Below are 23,236 nucleotides of genomic sequence, written 5' to 3' on the forward strand. Positions count from 1 at the left end.
GGCGGCGGCAAGCGCCAAGGCTCCGGCGGCGAGCGCCGCGGACCGCGCCGCGATGCCGCCGCGCCGGCTGCGCCAAGCGAGCGCCGCGAGCAGGCTTCGAGCGGCGATCGGCGTCCGCCGCGCCGCGAGCCCGCCGCTGAAGGCGGAGGCGAACGCCGCGAGCAGAGCGGCGGAGAGAGCCGGCGGGAGCGGCGCGGCCAAGCTGCGGCGGAACGCCCGCGCGAAGCTGCCGCCGCTCCTGAAGCTCGCAGCGAACGGCGCGAGCATCAGTCGGGGGGCAAGCGGCGCTCCGGCAGGAGCGGCGGTTATCCCCGCCGCGACGGCGACTCGGCGAGTGCAGGTCAAGGAGCGGGCGCAGAGCAGAAGTCCGGCGCAAGCAAGAAGCGTCCGTCTCAGCCTCCGATTCCGCCTCCGACCAGCTAAGCGTCAAAAAAAGGATGTTCCCTGCAAGCCGGCTATGCCGTGCTTCGGGAACATCCTTTTTTATCGTTGCATGCTCGTCCGGTTTCAGTTGTCGCTGAAGTCGATGAACGCATCGCGCACGCGGTTCCAGAAAGGGAATGGACGGTAGCGGGCGAAGCTGATCTTGGCAGGAGCGACGCTGCAGCGGATGGAGCGGATATCGGCCCTCTCGATGCTCAGATGATCGATCGTAAGCAGCAGCCTTTGGTCCTTTTTGGAGACGATGTCGCAGTGGTGATGCTCGGGCAGGATGACCGAGGTGCCGAGCGTCCGGTAGACGCGGTTGTTGATCGATGCGATCTCCGCGAGCTGCAGGGAAGGAATGGAAGGGTGGATGACAGCTCCGTTGAGGCTCTTGTTGTAAGCGGTGCTGCCCGACGGCGTCGAGATGACCATGCCGTCGCCGCGGAAGGTCTCGAAGGGCTCGTCGTTGATGTTGACCTGCACGACGAGAGTGCCGTCGACGCCCTTGAGCGTGAATTCGTTCAAGGCCAAATATCCGGTTGCTCCCTCCGGGGTATCCAGTTCGATCTGGGCAATGGGATAACGGACGATGCGCGGCTTCTGCTCGGCCATCATCTCGACCAGCTGCTCGATCTCATCGGCCTTCCAGTCGGCATAGAAGCCGAGATGGCCGGTATGGACGCCGACGAAGGCAATGTCGTCGATCCGGTCCAAATAAGTATGGAAAGCATGGAGCAGGGTGCCATCCCCGCCAATGGAAACGACGGTATCCGGCTTCTTGTCGTTGCGAACGAAGCCTCGTGACGCAGCCAGCAGATGGAAACGCTCCGTCAATTCATTGGAATACCGGTCGCCTCTGCTGAGTACCACATAATTGATCAAGAAATGGCGCTCCTTCCGAAACAAACAGGATAACCTGATGATAGCGGAAAACCGGCGTGAAAACAATGTCGAACGCACTTCAGCCCGGTCCGAGCCAGCCCCATAGCAGATAGACCAGCGCCGCCGCGATAAGGCTGTGTGAGAGCCTTGCGAGCAGGAAGGGACGGTAGCGCAAGCCGGTATGGCTGAGCAGGCTGGCGATTTGGGCATGGACGGACAATCCGGCCCAGCTCAGCACCCATGCGGCGGCCGCTGCCTGATGAATGAGCGGCACTCCGGCTTCGGCAGAAGACTTGGCGCCGAGAGTGACCTCGAACAGCCCGCTTACGAAAGGAGCGGCCATATCGCCGGACAAGCCGAATAAAACAAACAATGCCGCGACGGAATGCTCCAGTTCCCCAAGCACCGAGGCTTGGCGCAGCAGCTCCATCAACACGGAGAACACGACGACGAGGCCTCCGACGACGATCATGAGCCTGAGGCCGGAAGCGATGGAATCCTTGAGCAGAACGCTGAAAGAGCGTCCGTCGAGCAGCCTTGCTTCGTGCATCGCCTTCAAGGCCGCGCTTAGGCCGCGCTGCGGCTTTCCCTTACCGGTATGTCCAGCGCGGGGGGCTATCTCCGGTTCCCTGGTACCGTGGAAACGCATGAGCACGCCGACGATGAGGCTGCCGCCATAATGGGCGGCTGCAAGAATGGGGGCAAGGGCCGACTGGTGGAAGAAGCCGACCGACACGGCTCCGAGCAGGAAAATGGGATCCGAGGTCGTCGTGATGGCGACGAGCCGTTCTCCTTCCACTCGAGTAAGGAGCTGTTGGTCCCGCAGCTGGGAGGTGAGCCTGGCTCCGACCGGATACCCCGACAAATAGCCCATCGCGAGCACGAAGCCGCCGCTGCCGGGAATCCGAAAAAGCGGGCGCATGAACGGATCCATCAGCTTGCCCATGAAATGGACGATTCCTATGCCGAGCATCAGCTCCGAGATGACGAAAAAAGGAAAGAGCGCAGGAAAAAGAACTTCCCACCAGATGGCTAGTCCTCTCAAAGAAGAATGGAGGACCGGTCCGGGAAAAACGGCCATCAGCGCTGCGAGCAGCGCCGCGCAGAAGGCGGTCACGGTACTGGGATGAAGCAGCATTCTTGCCATGTAACGATCCGCTCCTCCTTGTAAAGCCAGGTTAACCTTAAGATATGAGCAGCGATGGACAAACAGAAGCCGAATCGCGGGCAGCTCGAAGGGACCGGGTAGAAGTCAGAAAAATCAAAATGATGAAAAAAATCAATAGAAAACGCTTGCAAAAAGGGGTGGCATTTACGGGGCGATATGGTACAATAGCATTACCTTTACGATGCTTGGAGTGATGGACATGAGTATTGTCGCCGGCATTCTGGTCTGTGCTTTTGTGTATGTGATTCGCGAGTCCCTTATGGCTCCCGGTGAAGAAGAATACGATAGCTGAAGAATCCTACTTATAACCACATTCCAAATGCCCGCGGAAGCGGGCGTTTTTTTGTATGTAAAGGCTTTCGTAGTGAAGGAAGAAATCAAGACTAAAGAACTAATAAGGGAGGCAATCATTGCCGATGAATAGATATAACAGCCTATACGAAATGATGGGCGGTCATGAGACCGTAGTAAGAATGGTGGAGGCCTTTTATCCCAGGGTTCAAAAGGACGAGCTGCTGTCTCCGCTGTTTCAGCGGGACATCGAGCCGGTTATGGAAAAGCAAATCCAATTTCTAACCCAGTTTTTCGGCGGACCTTCCTTGTTCTCCGACCAGCACGGCCATCCGATGATGCGCGCCCGCCATCTTCCTTTCGCGATTACGAAGGAACATGCCGCTGCTTGGCTTGCCTGCATGAGCGGGGCTCTGGAGGAGATCGGAATGCCTGAGGATTTGAAGTCCCATGTGCTTGAACGGTTGTCAGGACCTGCCCATCATTTCGTCAATACCGCTTCGGACGGAGGCGACGAAAGCTAAGGAGATGATCCCCACATGGAGCCGCTATATCAGACCGCCGCACTGTGCCCTTGCTGCGGCAACGGATTCGAGACACCCCGAGTCCGCCCGAGCTTCAAGCGGGCCGTAGCTGTCGACACCGATTTCTGTTCTCATTTCAAGGGAATTCACGCCGATTATTATGTCGTCCGGGTTTGCCCGCAATGCGGCTTTTCGACGACGGAGAACAGCTTGAGCATCCTTAACGATGAACAGAAGGAGAATTATTATTTCCTCTATGGACGGATGTGGCAGCCCCGCAGCTACAGCGGAACGCGCACGCATGCCCAGGCTCTGGACTGCTACAAGCTGGCCCTGCTCAGTGCCGTAGCTGTGCAGGACAAGGACCGTCTGATCGCCGGGCTCCTTCATCATATCGCCTGGCTGTACCGGGATGATGGCGACAGCGGCGAGGAGCTGCGGTTTCTCCGGCATGCGATGGATTGTTACCGGCGGGTGTACGAAACCGAGAAAGTAGACAATGACGCCAAGCTCATGTACCTGATCGGAGAGCTGCACAGGCGTCTCGGCGAACGGAAGGAAGCGGTGTGGTGGTTCTCGAGAGTGGTGAACGACAAGCGGATTGTGGACGCCGCCATGATCAAGGCATGCCGCAGCCAGTGGCAGCTGGTGCGCGAAGGAAACGAGGATGCGCCTGAATGGATGATGGGGGGCATTCCGGAAGTCAGCGGAGGGTATGAGGCGCAGGCTATCAGCTGAGCTTTGAATCATGGTTCCATAGCATCAGGGCGTTCGCCCGTCATCATGACGGATGCGCCCTTTTTTCATTGCAAGCGGAAAATGCCTTCCGACTCTTTTGCTTGACGATAGGAGCAGGGCTTGAATAGCAAAAAGATGTCCCTCCAGCAGCAAGGCTGATAGGGACATCCAGATCATGATTATTGAAGGCGGCGAAGATCGGTGTCGGTGAGCAAGTAATCCTTGTCGGCATCGACCAGCGTGACCCGGCTATGGCAGCATGGAAAAACGAGCAGCCTTTTGGCTCCGGAAGACACGCTTTTCAGATCGGCAGGCTTCAAGGGAAGCAGGACATGATCTGTCCCGCAGAAGGGACAGGAAACATAGACGTCCTTCATAATTACGTCGTAAGGCAAAGCCTTTTCAAACGGGATCATGGGTATCGCCTTGCTGCGGATCGGGTGCAGACTCCGCCTCGTTCGCGGTATCCGGCGTGTTTTTGGCAAGCTCGGCCATCTTCTGAAGCAGAATATGGCGGGGCATATGCATGAGATGCTCAAGCGGGATATTAAGCTCTTTGGCCAGCCGAACCGCGGTTTCGGCTGACAGCTGCAGGGGTCTGGACATGGCGGTGCCTCCTCAGGCCGGTTCCGTCTCCGCAGAACAGGGTAGCGCGTCGGAGCGGATTGGCGATATAATTCAGTTATACAACGGGAACGCCGGCGGCGCAAACCGATCGTTTCTGCCGGATAGCCCATGGCGGGCAGCTGCCTGCCGAAAGGAGACCGTCCATGGAAACCAATACATACCCGCTGACATGGGATTTGGATGTCTTTTTCAAAGGGGGAGCTGCTTCCCCGGAGCTGGAGGAAGTTCTCAAGGGCGTGAAGGCCGACATTGCGCGCATCAGCCAGACGATGCTGGCGTCTTCCGGTTCGGAAGGAGTTCCGGGAGCCAGGCCGGAACAGCTGGAAGAATGGACGGAGACCCTTCAATCCATCCAAGTCCGCTTGCATGAAGCCGCTTCCTTCGTCGGGTGCCTGATGGCGGAAAACGTGAGCAATACAGCGGCGACAGCGCTTAACGGCCGTATTCAATCCCTGGAAGCGGAATACTCCATCGCTCTTACCCGCTTCGATGATCTCATCAGTCGCACGCCCGACTCCATCTGGGACGGCTGGGTGCATAATTCCCCGGTCCGCTTCTATCTCAACGAGCGGCGCCAGAACGCCAAGGAAAAGCTGAGTCCGGAGCTGGAAGCGCTGGCGGCCGACCTTGCCGTTGACGGCTATCATGGCTGGGGCAATCTGTACAGCCGCATCGTCTCCCGTGCGAAGTTCCGCGCCAAGGAAAAGGATGGTCAAGAGAAGGAGCTGTCCGCAGGCCAGATGTTCAACCGCCTGTTCGAGGCGGACCGCGCTGTGCGGGCCGAGTCCTTCGCCGAGTGGGAGCGCGAATGGGCGGAGCATGCACAGCTTTGCGCCGATGCGCTGAACCATATTTCCGGATTCAGGCTGAAGCTGTATGACCGCCGCGGCTGGAGCGACGTCCTCAAGGAGCCGCTCAAGGTCAACCGGATGACGCAGTCGACGCTGGATGCCATGTGGGGAGCGATCAATGAAGGCAAGCAGGATCTGGTGCGCTACTTCGAGCGCAAGGCCAAGCTGCTCGGACTTGAGAAGCTGGCCTGGCATGACATCACGGCGCCGATCGGCGGGGCTTCCAAGCATATTCCGTACGAGGAAGGCTGCGACCTGATCCGCGAGCAGTTCGCCAAGTTCGACCCGGCTCTGGCCGAGTTCGCCGACAAGGCGTTCCGCGAAGGCTGGATCGAGGCGGAAGACCGCCCCGGCAAGCGTCCTGGCGGCTTCTGCACCTCGTTCCCCGCGACGGGACAGACCCGTATTTTCATGACCTACTCCGGGACGGAGGACAATGTGTCTACGCTTGCCCATGAGCTCGGACACGCCTACCATCAATACGTGATGGAGGGGCTGCCGGCGTTTTCTCAGAACTATGCGATGAACGTGGCCGAGACGGCTTCGACCTTCGCCGAGATGATCGTGGCGGAATCCCAGCTCGAGCAAGCGAAGACCAAGGAAGAAAAGCTGTCGCTGCTGGAGCTGAAAATCCAGAACGGCGTGTCGTTCTACATGAACATCCATGCCCGGCTGCTGTTCGAGGTCCGCTTCTATGAAGAGCGCCGCAACGGCGAAGTATCCGTCGAGCGCCTGAACGAGCTGATGGTCGAAGCCCAGCGAGAAGCGTTCAGCGGCGTGCTTGACGAGGCGCATCCTCATTTTTGGGCAGCGAAGCTTCATTTCTACATCACGGATGTTCCTTTCTACAATTTCCCGTACACCTTCGGCTATCTGTTCAGCGCGGGCCTGTACGCCAAAGCCAGGGAGGAAGGCCCGTCCTTCGCTTCCCGCTACGTCGACCTTCTCCGCGATACGGGCAGCATGACCGTAGAGGAGCTGGCGCTCAAGCATCTGGGAGTGAACCTGCAGCAGGCCGGATTCTGGCAAAGCGCGGTCGCGCTGACCCGTGAAGACATCCGCCAGTTCATGGAACTGACGGAAGAATAATTCGAACCCCTTTCCTCCATTCCCGTCGGGATGGAGGAAAGGGGTTTTCGTTTCAACGCCGCAGCTGCTTTTTGCGTTGTATCTGCTGATGAGCAAGCAATCCGCTCTCCATGAAGATTCCATAAAGCCCCTTGAATCGCCGCAGGCGCCGGGAGTATGCTTGACCCGGGCGAAAGCTTTCCGGGCTTCAAGCGGATGTTGGAAGAATCCCTGAAAAATGTTGAACCCGACGGCTCAGATCTTGGAATAAGCTGCCGGTGTCGGCGAGCATGTTAAAGGTCAGGGCTTTGAACATTCCGGCTGCGCTTGCCGGCGGCAAAGCCGTTGGATTCCTGGTTTGTCTTTTAGGCCGAACGGGTAAAAAAACGGATGGACATCTGAACAGGAGGCAGGAGAAGCATGAAATTCTTTTTGGATACCGCCAATGTCGAGGAAATCAAACGGATCGCCAAGCTGGGTCTTGTAGACGGAGTGACCACGAATCCGACTCTGGTTGCCAAGGAAGGCCGCATATTCAAGGAAGTCGTGCAGGAAATCTGCAGCATCGTATCCGGTCCGGTCAGCGCCGAGGTCACGGGCTCCACGAGCGATGAAATGCTTAAGGAAGCGCTGGAAATCGCCGAATGGGCGCCGAACGTCGTCATCAAGGTCCCTCTGACGGAAGACGGCCTGTTCACGACCCATGCACTTTCCCAAAAGGGAATCAAAACCAACGTGACGCTCGTATTCTCTGCCGCTCAAGGGCTCATGGCTGCCAAGGCGGGAGCGACGTTCATCAGTCCGTTCGTCGGCAGGCTGGATGATATCGGCATGACCGGCATGGATCTTGTAAGGGATTTGACGACGATCATCAACAATTACAACTTCCAGACCGAGATCATCGTGGCCAGCGTGCGCAATCTGGAGCATGTGAAGCAGGCTGCGGTCGCTGGAGCGCATATTGCTACGATTCCGGGTTCCCTGCTGCCATCGCTGTGGAAGCATCCATTGACGGATATCGGCATCGAGAGATTTACGGCTGACTGGAACAAGATGCAGGCCAGCCTCACCGCCAAAGGCTGACGAGAAAGAAGATTGACGGGATTTTCATCGCCGTGATATAGTGAATTCAACTAAATTTTGGTCATGCGGAAGCACCGCGAACGATCAGGGTATCCCCTGTTGCGTTTGCGGTGCTTTTTTGCGTCTCCATGAAGGAGGACTCCATGGGAAAGCTTGATCTTATTCTGGCTGCCGACGGCGAATACGCCAGGCGCCTAAGCGAATTTATGCGGGATATGCCCGGCGGCGGCAGATGGCGCGTGACGGCTTGCACGACGCCGGATAGTCTTCGCGGTTATTTGAAGGGAGGGTATCCGGTTGATTTGGTTCTTGTCGAGCCCGGATTCGTCAGCGAAGCCGAGAAAGCATGCCCGGCATCCAAGCTGGCCGTTCTTGTCAGAAGGCAGGGCGAGGGAGGCGGACATCCGGAGCTGCTTCAGTTCAGGCCGCTTCCGGAGCTGATCGCGTCTATGGAAGCGATGCATGCGGGGACAGACGCGCTCAGCGCATCGGCAGACGGAAGAGCGTTTGTAGCAGCCGTCTACGACCCGGCAGGAGGGCAGGGCAAGACCGTGCTGTCCGTAGAGCTGGCCAGGCAAGCGGCGGAACAGGGCAAGCGAGTGCTGTACCTCAACTTCGAGGTATGGGACGCTTCGGAGGTTTTTCTGGGCGCGGGCTCCAGCGCCCCCGAAATGGAAGGAGGAGTCGGCAGGCTGCTTTACTGCCTCAAGGCGGGCAAGCAGGATGCGGCCCGGCAGCTTGCGCAAATCCGAACGTTCAGCAGCGCGATGAAATGCGACTATTTCCCGCCGTCTCCGGGACCGGAGGAACGGCTGGCCATGACCGGCGAGGACGCTGTCCTGCTGCTCGATTTCCTTGCCGGCGGCGGGTTCTATGATTTCATCGTGGCGGATATGGACAGCCGCCTGGACGAGGCAGCTGCTTCGATCTGGCAGCGCAGCGGCCGCATCGCATGGCTTGTCCGCTCATCGGAATCCTCGATGGCGAAAACTCGCGCGGCGCTGGACTATGCAGCGAGGACGTACCCGGAACGGCTCAGGATGGAAGAGCGGAAATTATTGTTCGTGCAATCCATGGCAAGGCAAGAGCCGCCGGGAGAGGCGGAGCTGACGAGCGTCCGAGAGCCCGCCGCCAGGAAACCGCAGCTTGAATATGCAGCTTCTATTCCCGTCATGGCTCACTACCGCGAGGGCGGGTCTGTAAGTCCCGCGTATGCCAAGACGGTGCGACAGCTTCTGCAGCGGATGCTTCCGGAGCTTGTTGGATGAACCGCTCCGAGGCTGGCGCACGATACTGGACAGACAGCACTGGTATTGTCCGGGAAGAAGACTTGCAGCAGGAAATCGCCTCGCTGCGCTCCAAGGTCCGCTCCCTGGTCGATATGAGCGGAGAGATCAGCGACTCGGGATTGACGGCAGCCGTAGAGGCGACTGTGGCCGAATGGCCGGGAAGCGCCAGACTGACTTCTTCCGACAGGCTGGTGCTGGTCAAGCGGCTCTATTATTCCTTCCGGGGATTGGATGTGCTTCAGCCGCTGCTGGATGACGACTCGGTTACGGAGATCATGATCAACGGGCATGAGTCTATTTTTGCGGAGCGGTCCGGCAAGCTGGAATGCCTGCCTCTCTCCTTCGAGAGCCGCGAGCGGCTGGAGGATCTCATCCAATCCATCGTGGCCGCTGTGAACCGTGTCGTCAACGAATCCTCCCCGATCGTAGATGCGCGCCTGCCCGATGGATCGAGAGTTCATATCGTGCTGCCGCCGATAGCCTTGCAGGGGCCGGTTCTGACGATACGGAAGTTTCCCAAGAAGCCTTTGCTCATGGACGATTTGATCGCGGCCGGTTGTCTGGACGAGGAAACGGCAGCATTTCTGGCGCAGCTGGTCCGAGCGGGCTTCAACCTGTTCATCAGCGGCGGTACCGGTACGGGCAAAACGACATTTCTGAACGCCTTGTCCAGGTTCATCCCGCCCGATGAGCGGCTCATCACGATCGAGGATTCGGCGGAGCTTCAATTGAAGGCGCCGAACCTGGTGTCGCTGGAGACGCGGAATGCCAATACCGAGGGGAAGGGGGAGATTCCGATGAGACAGCTGATCCGAGCTTCCCTGCGAATGCGTCCGGATCGTATCATCGTCGGGGAAGTGAGAGGAGCCGAAGCGCTCGACATGCTCGCTGCCATGAATACCGGGCACTCGGGAAGCATGGGTACCGGCCATAGCAACAGCGCCAAGGATATGCTCAGCCGGCTCGAGACGATGGTATTGAGCGGTGCGGCAGAGCTGCCGCTCGCGGCTATCCGGCAGCAGCTCGCTTCCGCGCTGGATATCATCGTTCATTTGTCCCGGATGCGCGATCATTCCCGCAAAGTGCAGGAAGTCGTACAGGTGACCGGGATGAAGGACGGAGACATACAGCTGGAAACCTTGTTCCGGTATGAGGATGGAGCAGGGGGAGGGCTCCGACGGCTCCCCACACCGCTGGCCCGCATGGACAAATGGGTTCGTTACGGTCTCGATCCAACAGAAGCGAGGGGAGTCAGGAGTTGAGCAGCCGCTTGAAAATAATTGATCCCGTCAAGGCGGGGCTGCTGGCAGCGAGGCTCGGCTGGGAGCCGGCAAGATCCGGATCTGCCTACCGCATCCGGCTGCCGGATTATTCGGTCTTTTCCTTGACCCGCAAGCAATTCGCCGCTTCCGCGGTAGCGGGCGCCGCGGCTGCATTCGCCGCCATTTATTTGTTCTATCTGTCCATGCCGGCAGCAGCCGCCTTTTCGATCGCTGGGCTTCTGGTCCCGCGGAAATACAGGGACTATTTGCGGCGCAGACGCCAAGCCAAGCTTAGGCTGCAGTTCAAGGAGATGCTTTTTTCGCTGTCATCCTCTCTAGCGGCGGGAAGGTCGGTAGAGAACGCTTTTTTCGCCTCGCTTGACGATCTGCGTCTCATGTACCCGGAGTCGCGCTCCGATCTCATGCTCGAGCTGGAAGCGATCCGGCATCGCTGCGTCAATGGCGACCCGCTGGAGGCGGGGCTTGCCGAGTTTGCCTCGCGGTCGGGAGTGGAGGAAATACAGCAGTTCGCCGACGTTTTCATTACATGCAAGAGGACAGGCGGCAACCTGATCGAGATCATCCGGCGCACCTCCCAAACGATCGGGGAGAAGATCGAAATCAATCAGGAGATTGATGTCATGATTTCCCGCAAGCGCTTCGAAGCCAAGATCATGACAGGCGTTCCCTTCGCTTTCATGGCTTTTCTGCACGGTTCGGCGCCGGACTATATGGCTCCCCTTTACGCGGCACCTGCAGGGTATGTCGTCATTACAGCCGCTTTGCTGATGCTGGCGGCATGCGGGTGGCTGATGATGAGGATCATGGCTATCCGACTGTAAAGGGGGGAAGAGATTTCATGTGGACATTATGGATAGCTGGATTGATGGCCTCCGCATGGCTGACCGCCGCATGGCGGCATGCGGCTGCCAGCGGCATGCCGTTGCTTGCTGTCCTGCTCCGATGGGACAAGCAGGCACTCGCCGCTTGCTTCGGAGCTCCGGCCTTGATCCAGGCCGTGGAAGAGGCCAGACTGATGCCGCGCATCGAGGAGCATGTAGCCGGCTTGCATGCGTCCATGATCATCCTGAAAGGAGAAGCATGGACTCCGGACCATACCCGGCAATATCTGGCTCTGGCATGCGTACATGGATGCGGGGCCGCTCTGGCCGGCTTGCTGCTCGCTGCTGCCGCCGGAGAGCAGGCTGTCGCCTGGCTGGGGTTCGCATGCGGAGTGCTGATCCCGGCCTCGAAGGTCAGGGAAATCCGGGAATCCATCAACAAGCGAAAACAAGCATTGCTGCTTGCCTTGCCTGACCTGCTGGTCAAGCTCATGCTGCTCGTCGGAGCCGGAGAAACGATGCAGAAAGCATTGGCAAGATGCGCAGCCTTCGAGTCAGGAGGAGGCCTGGAGAGGCTGCTGCATGCAGAGCTTGGACGCGCCGTTCATGCCATGGGCAACGGGTTGTCCTTCGCTGCCGCCATGGAAGCGTTCAGCCGCCGCTGCGCCGTTCAGGAAGTGTCGGTGTTCACGACGGTGCTTCTGCTCAACTATCGTCGCGGCGGCGAACAGCTCGCTCTATCCTTGCGCGAGATCTCCCATCCATTGTGGGAGAAACGCAAGAGCCTGGCCCGCACTCGCGGAGAGGAAGCTTCTTCCAAGCTGGTTTTTCCGCTGACAGGGATCTTCTTTCTGCTCATGGTTCTTGTCGGAGCTCCCGCGATGCTGCTGATGAACTAACATTTAGGCAAAGAATCTTTGATGGTCATCATTACATTAATTGGAGGCGGTTTGGATGAGCACAGCAGCATTATGGTACAGCTGCAAAAAGGCGGCAAGAAAATTCGGGAAGTCGGAAGAGGGTCTCGGTACTTTGGAGGTCATTCTGATCATCGCTGTCGTCATTATTATCGCGCTTTTATTCAAGGACTGGATCATCAACCTCATAAAAGATCTGATGGGAAAAGCAGATGATCAGGCCAACACGATCTTTGAATAACCCTATTCGAAAGTTCGGCATCTCCACCGGAGGAAGCTTTACGCTGGAGGCGAGCACTGTCTTCCCGCTGCTCTTCGGCGTTTTGTTCCTATACTTCATCGTTGCTTTGTACATTTTTCAGCAAGGCGTCTTCTACTCCGGGGCGGTCATGGCATCCGAAGCGGCAGCTTTCCGCTGGGACAACAGCAAGCGCGATGCGGCTTCGGGCTTGCCGCCTGCAGGCGAAGACGACGGGCTGTATTGGAGGCTGACGGAGGATGGGCTTTTACGCGGCATGATGAATATGGGCCAGCCGGCGGAGTCGATATCGGCCTACTCGTTGGACAGCCGAGGCTCCGTACCGGATGACCTGCCTGCCGCCAAGCTCGCCAAGGCAGGAGAGAGGCTGAACGAATCATGGACTGGAGAGATGCGTTACAGGCGCGGCGTGCTCGGCATGATCGAGACAAGACTTTATCCTTCCGTTCCGATCGCTTTATCGGGCGGCAGGAAGATCGGCGCGACCGCCAAGGCTCAGCCTGCCGATCCGGTCGAATTTATCCGTTCGATCGATCTTGTCCGATACTACACGGCGAAATTCCGAACGTCGGAGGATATATCCCCGGACAAGGCTGGAAAGGTGCTGCGGAATTATGGAGGAGCTCAATAAGAACGAGGAAGCATGCCGGAAAAAAAGTCTGCCGGAAGACGGCACTCAAGGCGCTGTTACGATCTGGGCATGCGCAGCTTCGGCAGGTCTGCTTTTGCTGATGGCGGTATTGATTGATTATTCGAGAATTACTTCCTTCCGCCACAAGCTTGAAGGCTTGGCGCAGACCGGGGTCCGCTCCGTATTGTCCGCTTACGATGAAACGCTCTACGAGCAATACGGATTGTTCGGTCGAGGAGGCACTGACGGCGGAGCGCTGCTGGCCGAAGCGGTTCAACTTGGTCTCGAAACCGGATCGGGGCGGAATGTTCCCGGCGATTCCATCCGCTTGCAATGGCTTGATATGGAGGTTTTCGGAAGCTCGGTGCAGCCTGCGGCTTTTCTGGGAGACCGCCGCATCTTCGGTCGTCAGATCATGCAGGAGATGAAATACAAAGCCCCTATCGATCTGACGCTGGAGCTGATTGATAAATTCCGTCCGCTCTCCGAAGCGATGGGGCAAACGGCTGCTGCCGTGGATAAGCTGGGGAGTCTCGAGCAAGCATTCGACCAGAGGCAGCAAGCGCTTGAGAACATGCTGAAGCTGCAGATAACGGCAGCGGATCACGCAAGCCAAAGCGGCCATGGCACTCTGATCGGGACCGGAGGCACGAATGGAGCGGAAGGATCCGAGCTCCGATCCATTCGTGCCGAATATCCTCTTTATTTGGAATGGATTTCTCTGGATGAAGCGGCAGCCAGAGCATGGCAGGAGGCGGTGGCTGCCCTTCCGTCGCCGAGTCCGGGCGCAACGCCGATTCCTAGTGCAACGCCGATCCCTTTGCCGCCGCCATCGTCCCATGCGTCCGAAATCGCGAGCTACGAAAACAGAGCCATGGCAGTGTCCGCCAAGCTTCAACAAGCTGCCGATGCAACAGGAAGCCATGATTCCGTTCTGGATGAGGCTTTGGAACAGCTTGAAGCAGCCAGAAGGGCGGAGCTTGAGATGAAAGCCGTGCTGGATGGGCGCAATGTGGCTGGAGATTCATCCTATCTGCTGCCCGCCGGCAGCTCTGCTGCCGCCGACTCCAATCCCGGAACGGTGTCCGTGCTTGATGAAGCATCGGACATGCAGCTTGGAGAGGACTGGTTTTCCCATGCGGAAAAAAACGTCCTGGAGCAGCGCGATGATTTCCGCAGCCTTTCTTCATCTGCTCAAGCTGCGGCAATCGGACTTCATCGGGCACTGGAAGAGCGTTCTGTGTCATGGGCAAGCCGATTGTCCATCCATGAACAAGAGCTGTCCCGCCAATGGAGCTCTTATGATGAGAAATGGATCGCGCCAGGAGCTTTGCTGGCCGAGCAGGCTAGCAGCATCGGCAATGCGGACAGCAGAAAAGAGGAACGGAAAGCTGAAAAGAAGAAAGCCGCTTCTCTCTGGAGGGAAGCGAAGCAGCTGCTGAATGCGATTGAAGGGTTGAAGGGAACCGAGGAGGACATGGCAGCTTTCCGCCAAGCAGAGAGCTTGTTCAAGGCCAGCATGGACTTCAATCGGCTGCAGGAAGAGGGAGGGGGCTCCGATGAAGTCGGCAATGGCAAGGCGAGCGGGGACAGATCATCGTTTGAAGGAGTCTCCGGCAGCGGCGGAGCCGATGAAGCCGTGAAAGGTTCGCAGAAGCTGGCAGGAGGAGCATTCTCCGGCATGGGAGCTCTGCTGTCCCAAGGCGGGGAGCGGCTGTTCACGGCGCAGTATGCGGCCCAGCGGTTCAGCTTTGCGGACCCGCGCATGCTCTGCAGCCTGATTCCCGGCTTGGGCGGAACCTCCGGAGAACCACATCGGCCAGATGGGGAAGGAGCCCGGCAAGATCCGGCTATGACATCGTTGGAAAACCAGGAAATGGAGTACATCCTGTATGGCTTCGTCCATCCATCGGCAAATCTAGGCGCGGCATACGGCGAGCTGTTTGCTTTCCGTCTGGCGGTCCGGACCATGGAGGGACTGATCGAGAGCCGCGGAGCCGGACATCCGCTGCTGGTGCTGGCGATGGCTGCAGTCTATGGATTGAGAGAAGCGATCGGGGATTTGAGAGCGATTATTGCAACCGGCCAGGCTCCTATATCCAAATATGTTCCGGCAGAGCTGACCTATTTGGATTATTTGAGGCTGTTTTACTTGCTGCATGGTTCCGAAGATTCCCGTCTCAGCCGGATGATAGCAATCATCGAGCTCGACACGGGGACGAATCTGGCTTCCGTGCCGACAGGTGCGACGGTGGAGGTGCATGCTTCCTTGCGGCTGTGGTTCCTGACGGGAGCGGCGAGGCTTCTTGGCAGAAGCGGCCCTGATCATGGAGCGGGAGGACGGTATGAATGGTCTACGCGAGCAGGCTGGTCCTACTGAGGGCCGGCAGGAGATTTCGTTTTTCGGCTCCTCGAGTGCAGCTCGCTTCTCCTCGCTTTTCCTTGGAAAGGGTGAGCAAGTCTCCTCGACCGGATGGAGCCGCGCGTGCTGAAGAAGGATCCATCCTTTTGGAAGCTGCGCTTGTCATGCCTGTCCTTCTGCTGTTTCTGGTCTTGCTGGCCTCATTCGTTCAATTTTCGGCAGCTGAGACTTCGCTTCAGGCAGCCGCAGATCGGGCAGCTCGACAGACGGCGGCGCATATCCGACCGGCGATGCTGCTGCTTCAGCAGGACGGAAGCAAGCTCCCGGAATCGGCTTCAATAGACTCCATGGATCCGGGCCATGAATCTCCGTTCGAGACGTTACAGAAGGTGGACTCTTCCCCATCGCCGCAGCAGCTTCCGGACTGGAGGCAAGCGGCTGCCGAGGCAGCGGCTTATTTGCCGGATCCGGCAGGACAGATTGCCGCAGCCGTGCTTCAGGGAGACTGGAAAGCGCTCGCCGATATGGCCGCTGAACCCGTCGGCATCGCGGTGTTCGAGCCTTTTTTGCGCAAGGCCGCGGAGGATACGCCGCTGGAGCCTTCAAGAATCACGCTTGCAAGCCTCTCCCTTCCGGATCTTGAAGGGGGAGAGAGCGGCTTTCTGAAGCTGGAGGCCGAGTATGAGTTTCCGTTGAGGGTTCCTTTTTTGGGCAAAAAAATCATCCTGCATCGAACGGCGGCCGAGCGGGTATGGATACCGGACCCGCTTCCATCCCAAGGCAGAGCCGGTGCTCCTGATTCCTCCTCGAAAGTCAAAATAACGCAGCTTTATCCGATTCCGGCTAGGCCCGGACGCAAAGCCACTCTTGAAGCGGTCGCCACTCCCGGGATTCAGGTCACCCTGGAAGTCCGCTACAAAAGCGGCAACAGCGTATCCAAGCACGTAGGCACCCAAACTGCGGATGCCTCGGGACATGTGGAATGGACCTGGCTCGTATCCGGCAATACGACTCCCGGACAATGGGAAGTCGTGGTCACGACTTCGGACGGCGCCTCGGCATCAATGCCCTTCATTGTCCAGAAAAAGGCGTGAAAAAGGCCTGGCCCTATATGGCTTTCACGATTTAGATGAGGGGGGATTCAAATGGAAGCATGGAACCTATGGGGATGTTTCCTGCTGGTGAGCATCGCTTTCGGCACGGATATCCGGAACATGAGAATTCCGAACTGGCTGCCGCTGACATTCGCTCCGGCAGGCTTGCTCCTGCATGCGCTTGATTCCGGGATGGACGGTTTGCTGCATGCGGCTATGGGAATGGCAGCGGGATTTCTTCCCCTCCTAGCCCTATACGCATGTGGAGGGATCGGTGCAGGCGACGTCAAGCTTTTCGGCGCGGCAGGCGCTTGGCTGGGCTGGCTGGCGGTTACGGAGCTGATGCTGTATTCCTTTTTGTACGGAGGAATCGGAGGGGCAGCGTACCTGATTGCCAGGAGAATCTCAAGGATTCGAAAAGCAGCGACCGGTACGCAGGCACTGTCCGGCGAAGCCGCTGTCCTTGCGTGGAAGGCAGACCAGTCGACCCATTCTCGACCAGGTCAAGCGCCGGCGGACATCACTGACAGCGACGAGCTGCCGAGTCCAGGACATGATGCAGCCGAACCACCCGACGGAGGAGAAGGAACGTCGGTCCGCTTTCCCTTCATGCTGGCCGTCCTCCCCGGCATGATGACATTATGGCTTTCTTGAATCGAAGGAGGACTTGAGCATGGGACCACTTCAGGCTGATTTTGAATGGAACCGGGAACATGAATTGATTTTTTCCGCGGAAGGAGGCATTCTGCGGGAAGAGTTGGATGAAGTTGAGCTGGCCATGCTGGAGAGCAGCATTCCGGCGGGCCTGCTTCCTGTCGAATGGCAAATGTGGAATGGACAAGTCCGCTTCCGCTACAAGCTCGGCGGCAAAAAAATGCTGAAACACAAGCTCGCTGAAGGGGCTGGGGATGCCGCCCAATTCTACAGCCTGATGCTGGCGGTCGCTTCCATTTGCGAAGAGTGCCGCCCTTATATGCTCAAGCCGGCAAACCTGATGCTGGATGAGAGCTATATCTTCGTGGGCGACAACTGGGGCGATATCGGACTGGTCTATCTTCCGCTCGTTTCGCTCCCGCAAGCGGCGCCTCCTCTTCGCATTCGCTTTCTGGCGCTGGCAGCCCGCGCCTCGGCGGCCGTCCAACCCGATGGACGGCTGGCCTCGCTGATGCAGGCGATAGGAGATGAGAATGTGCCGATGCATGATCTCAGATCCCTGCTGCTGGATGCAGCCTCCTTTGATGAAGGAGCTTGCGCATCAAGCATGGGCGAGGCTTCCTCACGCAGCGGGGCGGAGGAGGAAGTCCGCTTTCCGATTAGGCTGGAGCAAAGAGAACGGCAAGGTTTTTCCAGATGGAGCGGCACAGCGGTCAGGGAGTCGCTGAGCAAGGGGGAAGAGAAAGACTCGGATCTGCGGCAAAAATCAGATCGGAATGATTTATTTGCCGGGCAGCTTGACGGACGTGAAGCAGCTTTCGTTCATGGTCCCGATGCGCGGGGAAGCAAGCTTAAAGACTCTGTAGAGGCTGATGAAGCCTACAGCTTGTCAAAAGCGGATTCGGCGGGGTTCAAAGGAAAAAGCAAACCGAATAAAGGGATTGTCACTCTCGCTGTTATCGCAGCTGCGGCTCTGCCCTGGAAGTTCATTTACATGCCGGATCCGGGCAATCGTTCTCTCTTCCTCTGCTGCGGAGCGGCTGCTGTCGCAGCTGGCGTTCTAATCTGGTTCTGGGGCAGGAGCGCGGGCATAGGCGTCGAACGGTTGGAGGAAGAGGAAGCAGGAGCCGGCCTGCTATTCGTGCCGGACTCAGGGAAGCTGGGCTCGGGCCAGCGCTGGCTGTCCCCTATGTCCGACATTCCATCCAACAAGCCAACCAACAAGCCATCCGACAAGTCGATTGCAAATCCATCCAAGCCATCCGACATTCCATCCAAGCCGAAATCTCGCGAGCAGGCTGTCGGCAACGGGCAGGAATCATCTTTTCCTGCACATGTCATCCGAGCAGAGAGGTTCTCTTCCAATGCGGTTGATGGCGGCGATTGGACAAGCCTTTCCCATGATGAGGTTTCGGCTGCTGTGTTGCCTGCGGACAAAACCGTATGGCTGGGCGCCGGCGGCGGAACGATTGCGGATGAGGGGAAATCAGCTCCTCATGTGCTTCTCCGATCCAAGAATGGAAGCATCGAAAAGCTGGAGCTCAGCGAGCCGCGGAATCAGATCGGGCGTGCGGAAGGAAGCGCAGCCTTAGTGGATCGTTCTCCAGGGGTCTCAAGAATCCATTTGGAGCTGGAGACCGGTCCATCCGGATGCTTGGCCAAGGATCTCGGCTCCCGCAACGGATCTCTTCTCAACGGCAGGCCGATGGTCCCCTATAAAAGCTACAAGCTGGAGAACGGGGATGTTCTCCAGCTTGCGGGGATCGATGGCTATTCCTATGAATATGCGGCTCCTCGTTAAAGGAGTTCATCCATGGCGGCTTCTAAGGTCGGATAACGGAACGAGAAGCCGGCTTCGAGAGCTTTGGAAGGAATGACGCGCTGTCCTTCGAGAAGCAGCGCCGACTGCTCCCCGAGAGCCAGCTTGAGCAGAGGAGCCGGGACCGGGAACCAGTAAGGCCGTCTCATAGCGGCAGCGGCGATCTTAAAGAAGGCTTCGTTGTGTACCGGCTCCGGGGCCGATGCGTTGACGGGGCCTTCAATCGTTGCCGTATCCAGAATGAACAGGATCATTCGGACGATGTCCTCGAGATGGATCCAGGAGACCCATTGCTTGCCGCTGCCGAGAGGGCCTCCTGCGAACAATCGGACCGGCAGGAGCATTTTGGGGAGGATGCCGCCGTCTCGATCCAGGACGATGCCCGTACGGAGATACACAGTTCGACCCGCAGGAATGGAAGCTGCCGCATGCTCCCATTCCTGCACGACGGAAGATAGGAAATCCATGGAGCAGGCACGGCTTTGCTCGGTGAACGTCTCCTCGCTGGAGTTCCCGTAAGCGTTGACGCCGGATGAGTTGACGAGCACGGCGGGCTTGGCGGAGAGGCTGCCGAGTATGCGCGCCAGCCTGCTTGCGGTTTCCAGTCTGGAGTTCAATATCCGCTGCTTCCCCGCTGCTGACCAGCGCTGGCTGATGGATGCGCCGGCCAAATTCACGACGGCATCGACGCCTTCCAGAAGGGAGGGATCGCTATCCGCTTCATCCCAAGCAACAGAAGAAAAGCTTCCTGCCGGAATGGTTCCGGTGGAAGCCTTCCCCTTGCGGGATCGGGTCAATATCCATCCTGAATGGCCTTCTTCGGTCAACGCCTTCGTCAAGGCCTGTCCGATAAATCCGCTTCCTCCCGCAATAGCAATCTTCATCGCGCGCACCAGGCCGCCTCTCCGTCAAGAAGATTTTTGAATGGATGTGATCCAGCGCTGCTGGACTTTGCCGCTGCTGTCCGTATCGAGTTCTTTCACAATATAAGTGAAGTCGACTTTCTCGCCGGTCTCGATATCCTGAAGCGTCTTGATCTGATCCGTGGCTGCCTGGAAGACGACCGTATCCGTATTTGTCGTGATCTCGACGGAGTGTCCGTCGGCCAGGCCGTTATAAGTTCCGGAACCTTTCTGCTCCTGGGACTGGGTCGTCGGTTCTTCCTTGGCAGCAGTTCCTTCCTTGTCCGGCGAAGGGGCAGCCTGGGCAACGGGATCGCCGACGGAATCAGCCGAAACTCCTTGCGAGGAGTCCACCACTCCGCCATTGTTGGCGGCGCTCGCATTGGCCGGAGCGTCGTTTTTGGCGCCGCAGCCCGAAGCGAGCATGAGCATCGACATCAAGGCCAGGCTTGCCGGGGCAAGGCTGAGCGAGCGGGCGCCATTTTGGCGTTTTCGGGTCAGGTTCATGATGAAGCACCTCCGTTGGGGTTCGTTCAAGTATCTCCCATTACCCCGGAGCCGTCGGCTCCAATCGGTTACCGATTGAGCAGATGCGTGTAGGCCGAATAGTCGATGCCCTGCTTGTTCAGGAACGTAACCAGACTCCGGTAATCCCGCTTGGGAGTGGCGCGGATATAACCTTCGATGCAGTGGTTTCGGGTTACTTCGCTGGCTCCGCTCTCTACCGCGACCTGGCCGATCTGGGCGGCTATGGAGTGTTTCGCTATATCGCGGAAAGGTCCCGGCACCGGAGCGACGAGCTCGTCCAGCAGCGCTTTGGAATCGTCCGTCCACAGGCTGCGGCTGCGGTCGACCCAGTAGTTCTGCCAGTCCAGCTTCGACTTTCCGTCTTTTTTGGGAAGAACCTTGAGGAACTTGCGGAACATGAAGAAGCCGCCGATCGACATGGCTCCAATCATGACGAATGCCCAAAACACAATCATGTACATAAACCAATCCGGAGCATTTCTCATCGTAGTGATGTCACCTCATCCAAATTATAGCCTATTCCTAGATTTATTTCGACGCACCCTGTAAAATAAGACTGGTTATCCAAGTTGAACGGTTTCTCCTGCGGTTGGAGAGGCGGACGTTCGGCGAAGGAATCATTGCTGCAGGAATCATTTCACGCTAAATTTCACGCAAGACAAATGCTTATAAAGGGGAGCTCAGGCATGTTGAAAATCGGATCCCATGTGTCGTTCAGCGACAAGGGGCTCGTCACGGCTGCACAGGAAGCCATCTCTTACGGCTCCAGCTCGTTCATGATCTATACCGGCGCGCCTCAGAACACCCGGCGCAAGCCGATCGATTCGCTATATATCGAAGAGGGCAGGGCTCTCATGGAGAGCGCCGGCATCGGCGAGATCGTCGTGCACGCTCCATACATCATCAACCTCGGCTCCTACAAGCCGGATACCTTCGAGCTGGCGGTCCGCTTCCTCCAGGAAGAAATCCGCCGCACGCATGCCATCGGGGTCAGCAACATCGTCCTGCACCCCGGCGCCTACACGGACAAGGATGCCGAGTTCGGCATCAACCGGATCGCGGAAGGGCTGAACGAGGTTCTCTCCGGAGTCGAGGAGACCGACGTGAACATCGCTCTCGAAACGATGGCGGGCAAAGGCACGGAAATCGGCCGCTCCTTCGAGGAGATCGCCCAGATCATGGACAAGGTATCGGCCAACAACCGCCTTACCGTATGCATGGATACCTGCCATATGAATGACGCCGGCTACGATCTTGCCGGCGATCTGGACGGCGTACTGGAGCAGTTCGACCGGATCGTCGGCCTGGACAAGGTTGCCGTCGTCCATGTCAACGATACGAAGAACCCGGCCGGTTCCGGCAAGGACCGCCATACACCGATCGGCTCGGGCTGGCTCGGCTACGACGCGATCCATTCCATCGTCCACCACGAGGCGCTTGCGGGAAGGCCATTCATTCTCGAGACGCCGTGGATCGGCAAGGATGCCAAGAAACAGCGCCCGATGTACGACGCCGAGATCGCCCTGCTGCGCGGAGACGGCATGGAACGCTTCGGAGAGCGTTTCTTCGATCAGCTGGAGCGCCTGCATCATTTCCTCGGCAAGCAGGAGATCGACCGCCGCATGTACGTGCTCTCGGTCTGGGAGACGCTCAAGGGCGACGCCAAGGCACGCAAGGCGGATCCTCGCGAGCCGCTGGAGCGCCTCTATGATCTGGCCCGCGAAGGCGGAGAGTTCGCGGATCTGTCTGAAGAAGAGCTGAACAAGCTGATTACGTTCTGGTTCGCCGGCAAACAGATTCTCGTCAACGCCTAAACGTATCGGCGGTAATCATCGCCAGCATCCGTTATCAACCAAAAAGAAGATGAAAGCCGGGCACCCGCAAGCTTCAAAGGACAAAATTTCCATCAGGCAGGAGAGCAGCCTTTCCTGCCTGATTTTGCAGCCGGCTGCTTTAGTGCTGGAGTGCATCAGCGGATGTGCGCTGAAGCCGGCCGTGCTTAGTCAGCATCATACAAACGGAAGGAAGACTTCTCTCATGCCATTGCCTGCCAGCTCTTCAGTCGATGCCCCGTCCAAATCCGGTCGCGCGCGCATGCTTATTTCCTGCCCGGACCGGCCGGGTATCGTCTCCGCAGTATCGCAGTTCCTGTACGAGCACGGAGCGAACATCGTTCAATCCGACCAATATACGATGAACCCGGAGGGAGGAATGTTCTTCATCCGCTTCGAGTTCGACCTGAGCGACATGGACGCTCAGCTTCCGGTTCTGCAGGAGGATTTCACCCGGGTGGCCGACCGCTTCGAAATGAAGTGGCATACCTTCAGGGCGAGCCGCAAGAAAAGGCTGGCGGTATTTGTCTCGAAGGAAGACCATTGCCTGCTTGAGCTGCTCTGGCAGTGGCAGGCGGGCGATCTCGACGTCGATATCGCCATGGTCATCAGCAATCATCCCGACATGCAGCCGCTCGTGGAATCCTTCGGCATCCCGTACCATCATGTTCCGGTCACTGCGGAGACGAAAGCCGAGGCGGAGCGCAAGCAGCTGGAGATCATCGGCAGCAACGCGGATCTCATCGTGCTGGCCCGCTATATGCAAATCGTTTCGCCCAAAGTGATCGAGCAGTTCCCGAACCGGATCATCAACATCCACCATTCGTTCCTGCCCGCCTTCGTCGGAGGCAAGCCTTATGCGCAAGCTTACGACCGGGGCGTCAAAATCATCGGGGCGACAGCCCACTACGTGACCGAAGAGCTGGACGGAGGGCCGATCATCGAGCAGGACGTGCAGCGCGTCAGCCATCGGGACGACGTGCCGAGCCTGAAGCGGATCGGCCGCACGATCGAGCGGGTCGTGCTCGCGCGGGCCGTGAAGTGGCATGCCGAGGACAGGATCCTCGTCCATCAGAACAAAACCGTCGTATTTCACGGTTGATTCCATCTGCTGTTCATGAAACCTTCATCCGGCTAAAAGCATGCAGCAGATGGAAATGCTACAAGCTGAGTGGTACAATATTTCA

The 23,236-nt window shown here is 58.1% G+C and carries 23 protein-coding genes and 1 pseudogene; 17 read left to right on the forward strand and 7 right to left on the reverse strand.

Features of this window, described 5'->3' with window-relative positions:
• Window positions 1-423, forward strand: a pseudogene (locus ACLBWT_RS19875) (hypothetical protein); the annotation flags it as partial.
• An 84-nt stretch (window positions 424-507) separates the two neighbouring features.
• Here the strand turns inward: ACLBWT_RS19875 and ACLBWT_RS19880 are convergent.
• On the reverse strand, window positions 508-1,305 hold the full coding sequence (locus ACLBWT_RS19880) for an NAD kinase (RefSeq protein ID WP_447664947.1): 798 nt from the start codon (window positions 1,303-1,305) through the stop codon (window positions 508-510).
• 82 nt (window positions 1,306-1,387) lie between these two features.
• Window positions 1,388-2,455 (reverse strand): sporulation integral membrane protein YlbJ, encoded by a 1,068-nt coding sequence (gene ylbJ / locus ACLBWT_RS19885; protein WP_447664859.1) that lies wholly within the window; start codon window positions 2,453-2,455, stop codon window positions 1,388-1,390.
• Window positions 2,456-2,892: 437 nt separating this feature from the next.
• Between ylbJ and ACLBWT_RS19890 the strand changes: the two genes are divergently transcribed.
• A complete protein-coding gene (locus ACLBWT_RS19890) occupies window positions 2,893-3,291 on the forward strand; it encodes a globin domain-containing protein (protein WP_447664860.1) in 399 nt (132 codons plus the stop codon).
• 15 nt (window positions 3,292-3,306) lie between these two features.
• A complete protein-coding gene (locus tag ACLBWT_RS19895; protein ID WP_447664863.1) occupies window positions 3,307-4,029 on the forward strand; it encodes a DUF2225 domain-containing protein in 723 nt (240 codons plus the stop codon).
• A 179-nt stretch (window positions 4,030-4,208) separates the two neighbouring features.
• Here ACLBWT_RS19895 and ACLBWT_RS19900 read toward each other — a convergent pair whose 3' ends face one another.
• The gene (locus ACLBWT_RS19900) at window positions 4,209-4,445 is read right to left on the reverse strand and encodes a hypothetical protein (RefSeq protein WP_447664865.1); all 237 of its coding nucleotides are present in this window, start codon (window positions 4,443-4,445) and stop codon (window positions 4,209-4,211) included.
• Window positions 4,432-4,635, reverse strand: a complete 204-nt coding sequence (locus tag ACLBWT_RS19905; protein WP_021880809.1) for a YycC family protein — start codon at window positions 4,633-4,635, stop codon at window positions 4,432-4,434. Before ACLBWT_RS19905 ends, ACLBWT_RS19900 begins: the two co-directional genes overlap by 14 nt.
• A gap of 164 nt (window positions 4,636-4,799) precedes the next feature.
• Between ACLBWT_RS19905 and ACLBWT_RS19910 the strand changes: the two genes are divergently transcribed.
• The 12 genes from ACLBWT_RS19910 to ACLBWT_RS19965 all read left to right on the forward strand — a co-directional run bounded on the left by ACLBWT_RS19910 (window position 4,800) and on the right by ACLBWT_RS19965 (window position 18,769).
• Window positions 4,800-6,596 carry a M3 family oligoendopeptidase gene (locus ACLBWT_RS19910; RefSeq protein WP_447664866.1) on the forward strand — a complete coding sequence of 599 codons (1,797 nt, stop codon included), beginning with the start codon at window positions 4,800-4,802 and terminating at the stop codon, window positions 6,594-6,596.
• A gap of 399 nt (window positions 6,597-6,995) precedes the next feature.
• Entirely contained in the window at window positions 6,996-7,658 is a 663-nt protein-coding gene (gene fsa / locus ACLBWT_RS19915) for a fructose-6-phosphate aldolase (protein WP_447664867.1), read from the forward strand.
• Between the two features lie 143 nt (window positions 7,659-7,801).
• Window positions 7,802-8,926: a hypothetical protein gene (locus tag ACLBWT_RS19920; RefSeq protein WP_447664869.1), complete on the forward strand. Its 1,125-nt coding sequence runs from the start codon at window positions 7,802-7,804 to the stop codon at window positions 8,924-8,926.
• 113 nt (window positions 8,927-9,039) lie between these two features.
• Entirely contained in the window at window positions 9,040-10,209 is a 1,170-nt protein-coding gene (locus tag ACLBWT_RS19925) for a CpaF family protein (RefSeq protein WP_447664948.1), read from the forward strand.
• 8 nt (window positions 10,210-10,217) lie between these two features.
• Window positions 10,218-11,051 (forward strand): type II secretion system F family protein, encoded by an 834-nt coding sequence (locus tag ACLBWT_RS19930; protein WP_447664870.1) that lies wholly within the window; start codon window positions 10,218-10,220, stop codon window positions 11,049-11,051.
• 17 nt (window positions 11,052-11,068) lie between these two features.
• Window positions 11,069-11,950, forward strand: coding sequence for a type II secretion system F family protein (locus tag ACLBWT_RS19935; protein WP_447664872.1), 882 nt, complete (start codon window positions 11,069-11,071; stop codon window positions 11,948-11,950).
• A 55-nt stretch (window positions 11,951-12,005) separates the two neighbouring features.
• A complete protein-coding gene (locus ACLBWT_RS19940) occupies window positions 12,006-12,209 on the forward strand; it encodes a Flp1 family type IVb pilin (protein WP_447664873.1) in 204 nt (67 codons plus the stop codon).
• Window positions 12,202-12,858, forward strand: coding sequence for a hypothetical protein (locus tag ACLBWT_RS19945; RefSeq protein WP_447664874.1), 657 nt, complete (start codon window positions 12,202-12,204; stop codon window positions 12,856-12,858). Before ACLBWT_RS19940 ends, ACLBWT_RS19945 begins: the two co-directional genes overlap by 8 nt.
• Window positions 12,842-15,238: a hypothetical protein gene (locus ACLBWT_RS19950; protein ID WP_447664876.1), complete on the forward strand. Its 2,397-nt coding sequence runs from the start codon at window positions 12,842-12,844 to the stop codon at window positions 15,236-15,238. Before ACLBWT_RS19945 ends, ACLBWT_RS19950 begins: the two co-directional genes overlap by 17 nt.
• Window positions 15,239-15,366: 128 nt before the next feature.
• Window positions 15,367-16,314, forward strand: a complete 948-nt coding sequence (locus ACLBWT_RS19955) for a TadE/TadG family type IV pilus assembly protein (protein WP_447664877.1) — start codon at window positions 15,367-15,369, stop codon at window positions 16,312-16,314.
• A 51-nt stretch (window positions 16,315-16,365) separates the two neighbouring features.
• Window positions 16,366-16,968, forward strand: a complete 603-nt coding sequence (locus tag ACLBWT_RS19960; protein ID WP_447664878.1) for an A24 family peptidase — start codon at window positions 16,366-16,368, stop codon at window positions 16,966-16,968.
• Window positions 16,969-16,987: 19 nt separating this feature from the next.
• Window positions 16,988-18,769 carry a DUF6382 domain-containing protein gene (locus ACLBWT_RS19965; protein WP_447664879.1) on the forward strand — a complete coding sequence of 594 codons (1,782 nt, stop codon included), beginning with the start codon at window positions 16,988-16,990 and terminating at the stop codon, window positions 18,767-18,769.
• On the opposite strand, the gene ACLBWT_RS19970 is transcribed toward ACLBWT_RS19965, so the two are convergent.
• The 3 genes from ACLBWT_RS19970 to ACLBWT_RS19980 all read right to left on the reverse strand — a co-directional run bounded on the left by ACLBWT_RS19970 (window position 18,766) and on the right by ACLBWT_RS19980 (window position 20,702).
• Window positions 18,766-19,671 carry a TIGR01777 family oxidoreductase gene (locus tag ACLBWT_RS19970; protein WP_447664880.1) on the reverse strand — a complete coding sequence of 302 codons (906 nt, stop codon included), beginning with the start codon at window positions 19,669-19,671 and terminating at the stop codon, window positions 18,766-18,768. The two genes, ACLBWT_RS19965 and ACLBWT_RS19970, sit on opposite strands and share 4 nt — an antisense overlap.
• A gap of 24 nt (window positions 19,672-19,695) precedes the next feature.
• Window positions 19,696-20,196, reverse strand: coding sequence for a hypothetical protein (locus tag ACLBWT_RS19975; protein ID WP_447664881.1), 501 nt, complete (start codon window positions 20,194-20,196; stop codon window positions 19,696-19,698).
• A gap of 68 nt (window positions 20,197-20,264) precedes the next feature.
• Window positions 20,265-20,702, reverse strand: a complete 438-nt coding sequence (locus tag ACLBWT_RS19980; protein WP_447664882.1) for a DUF2621 domain-containing protein — start codon at window positions 20,700-20,702, stop codon at window positions 20,265-20,267.
• 201 nt (window positions 20,703-20,903) lie between these two features.
• Between ACLBWT_RS19980 and ACLBWT_RS19985 the strand changes: the two genes are divergently transcribed.
• Window positions 20,904-22,031 carry a deoxyribonuclease IV gene (locus ACLBWT_RS19985; RefSeq protein ID WP_447664883.1) on the forward strand — a complete coding sequence of 376 codons (1,128 nt, stop codon included), beginning with the start codon at window positions 20,904-20,906 and terminating at the stop codon, window positions 22,029-22,031.
• A 223-nt stretch (window positions 22,032-22,254) separates the two neighbouring features.
• Window positions 22,255-23,151, forward strand: coding sequence for a formyltetrahydrofolate deformylase (purU, locus tag ACLBWT_RS19990; RefSeq protein WP_447664884.1), 897 nt, complete (start codon window positions 22,255-22,257; stop codon window positions 23,149-23,151).
• Window positions 23,152-23,236: the final 85 nt, after the last annotated feature.

It is taken from the genome of Paenibacillus sp. D51F, from assembly GCF_053345695.1.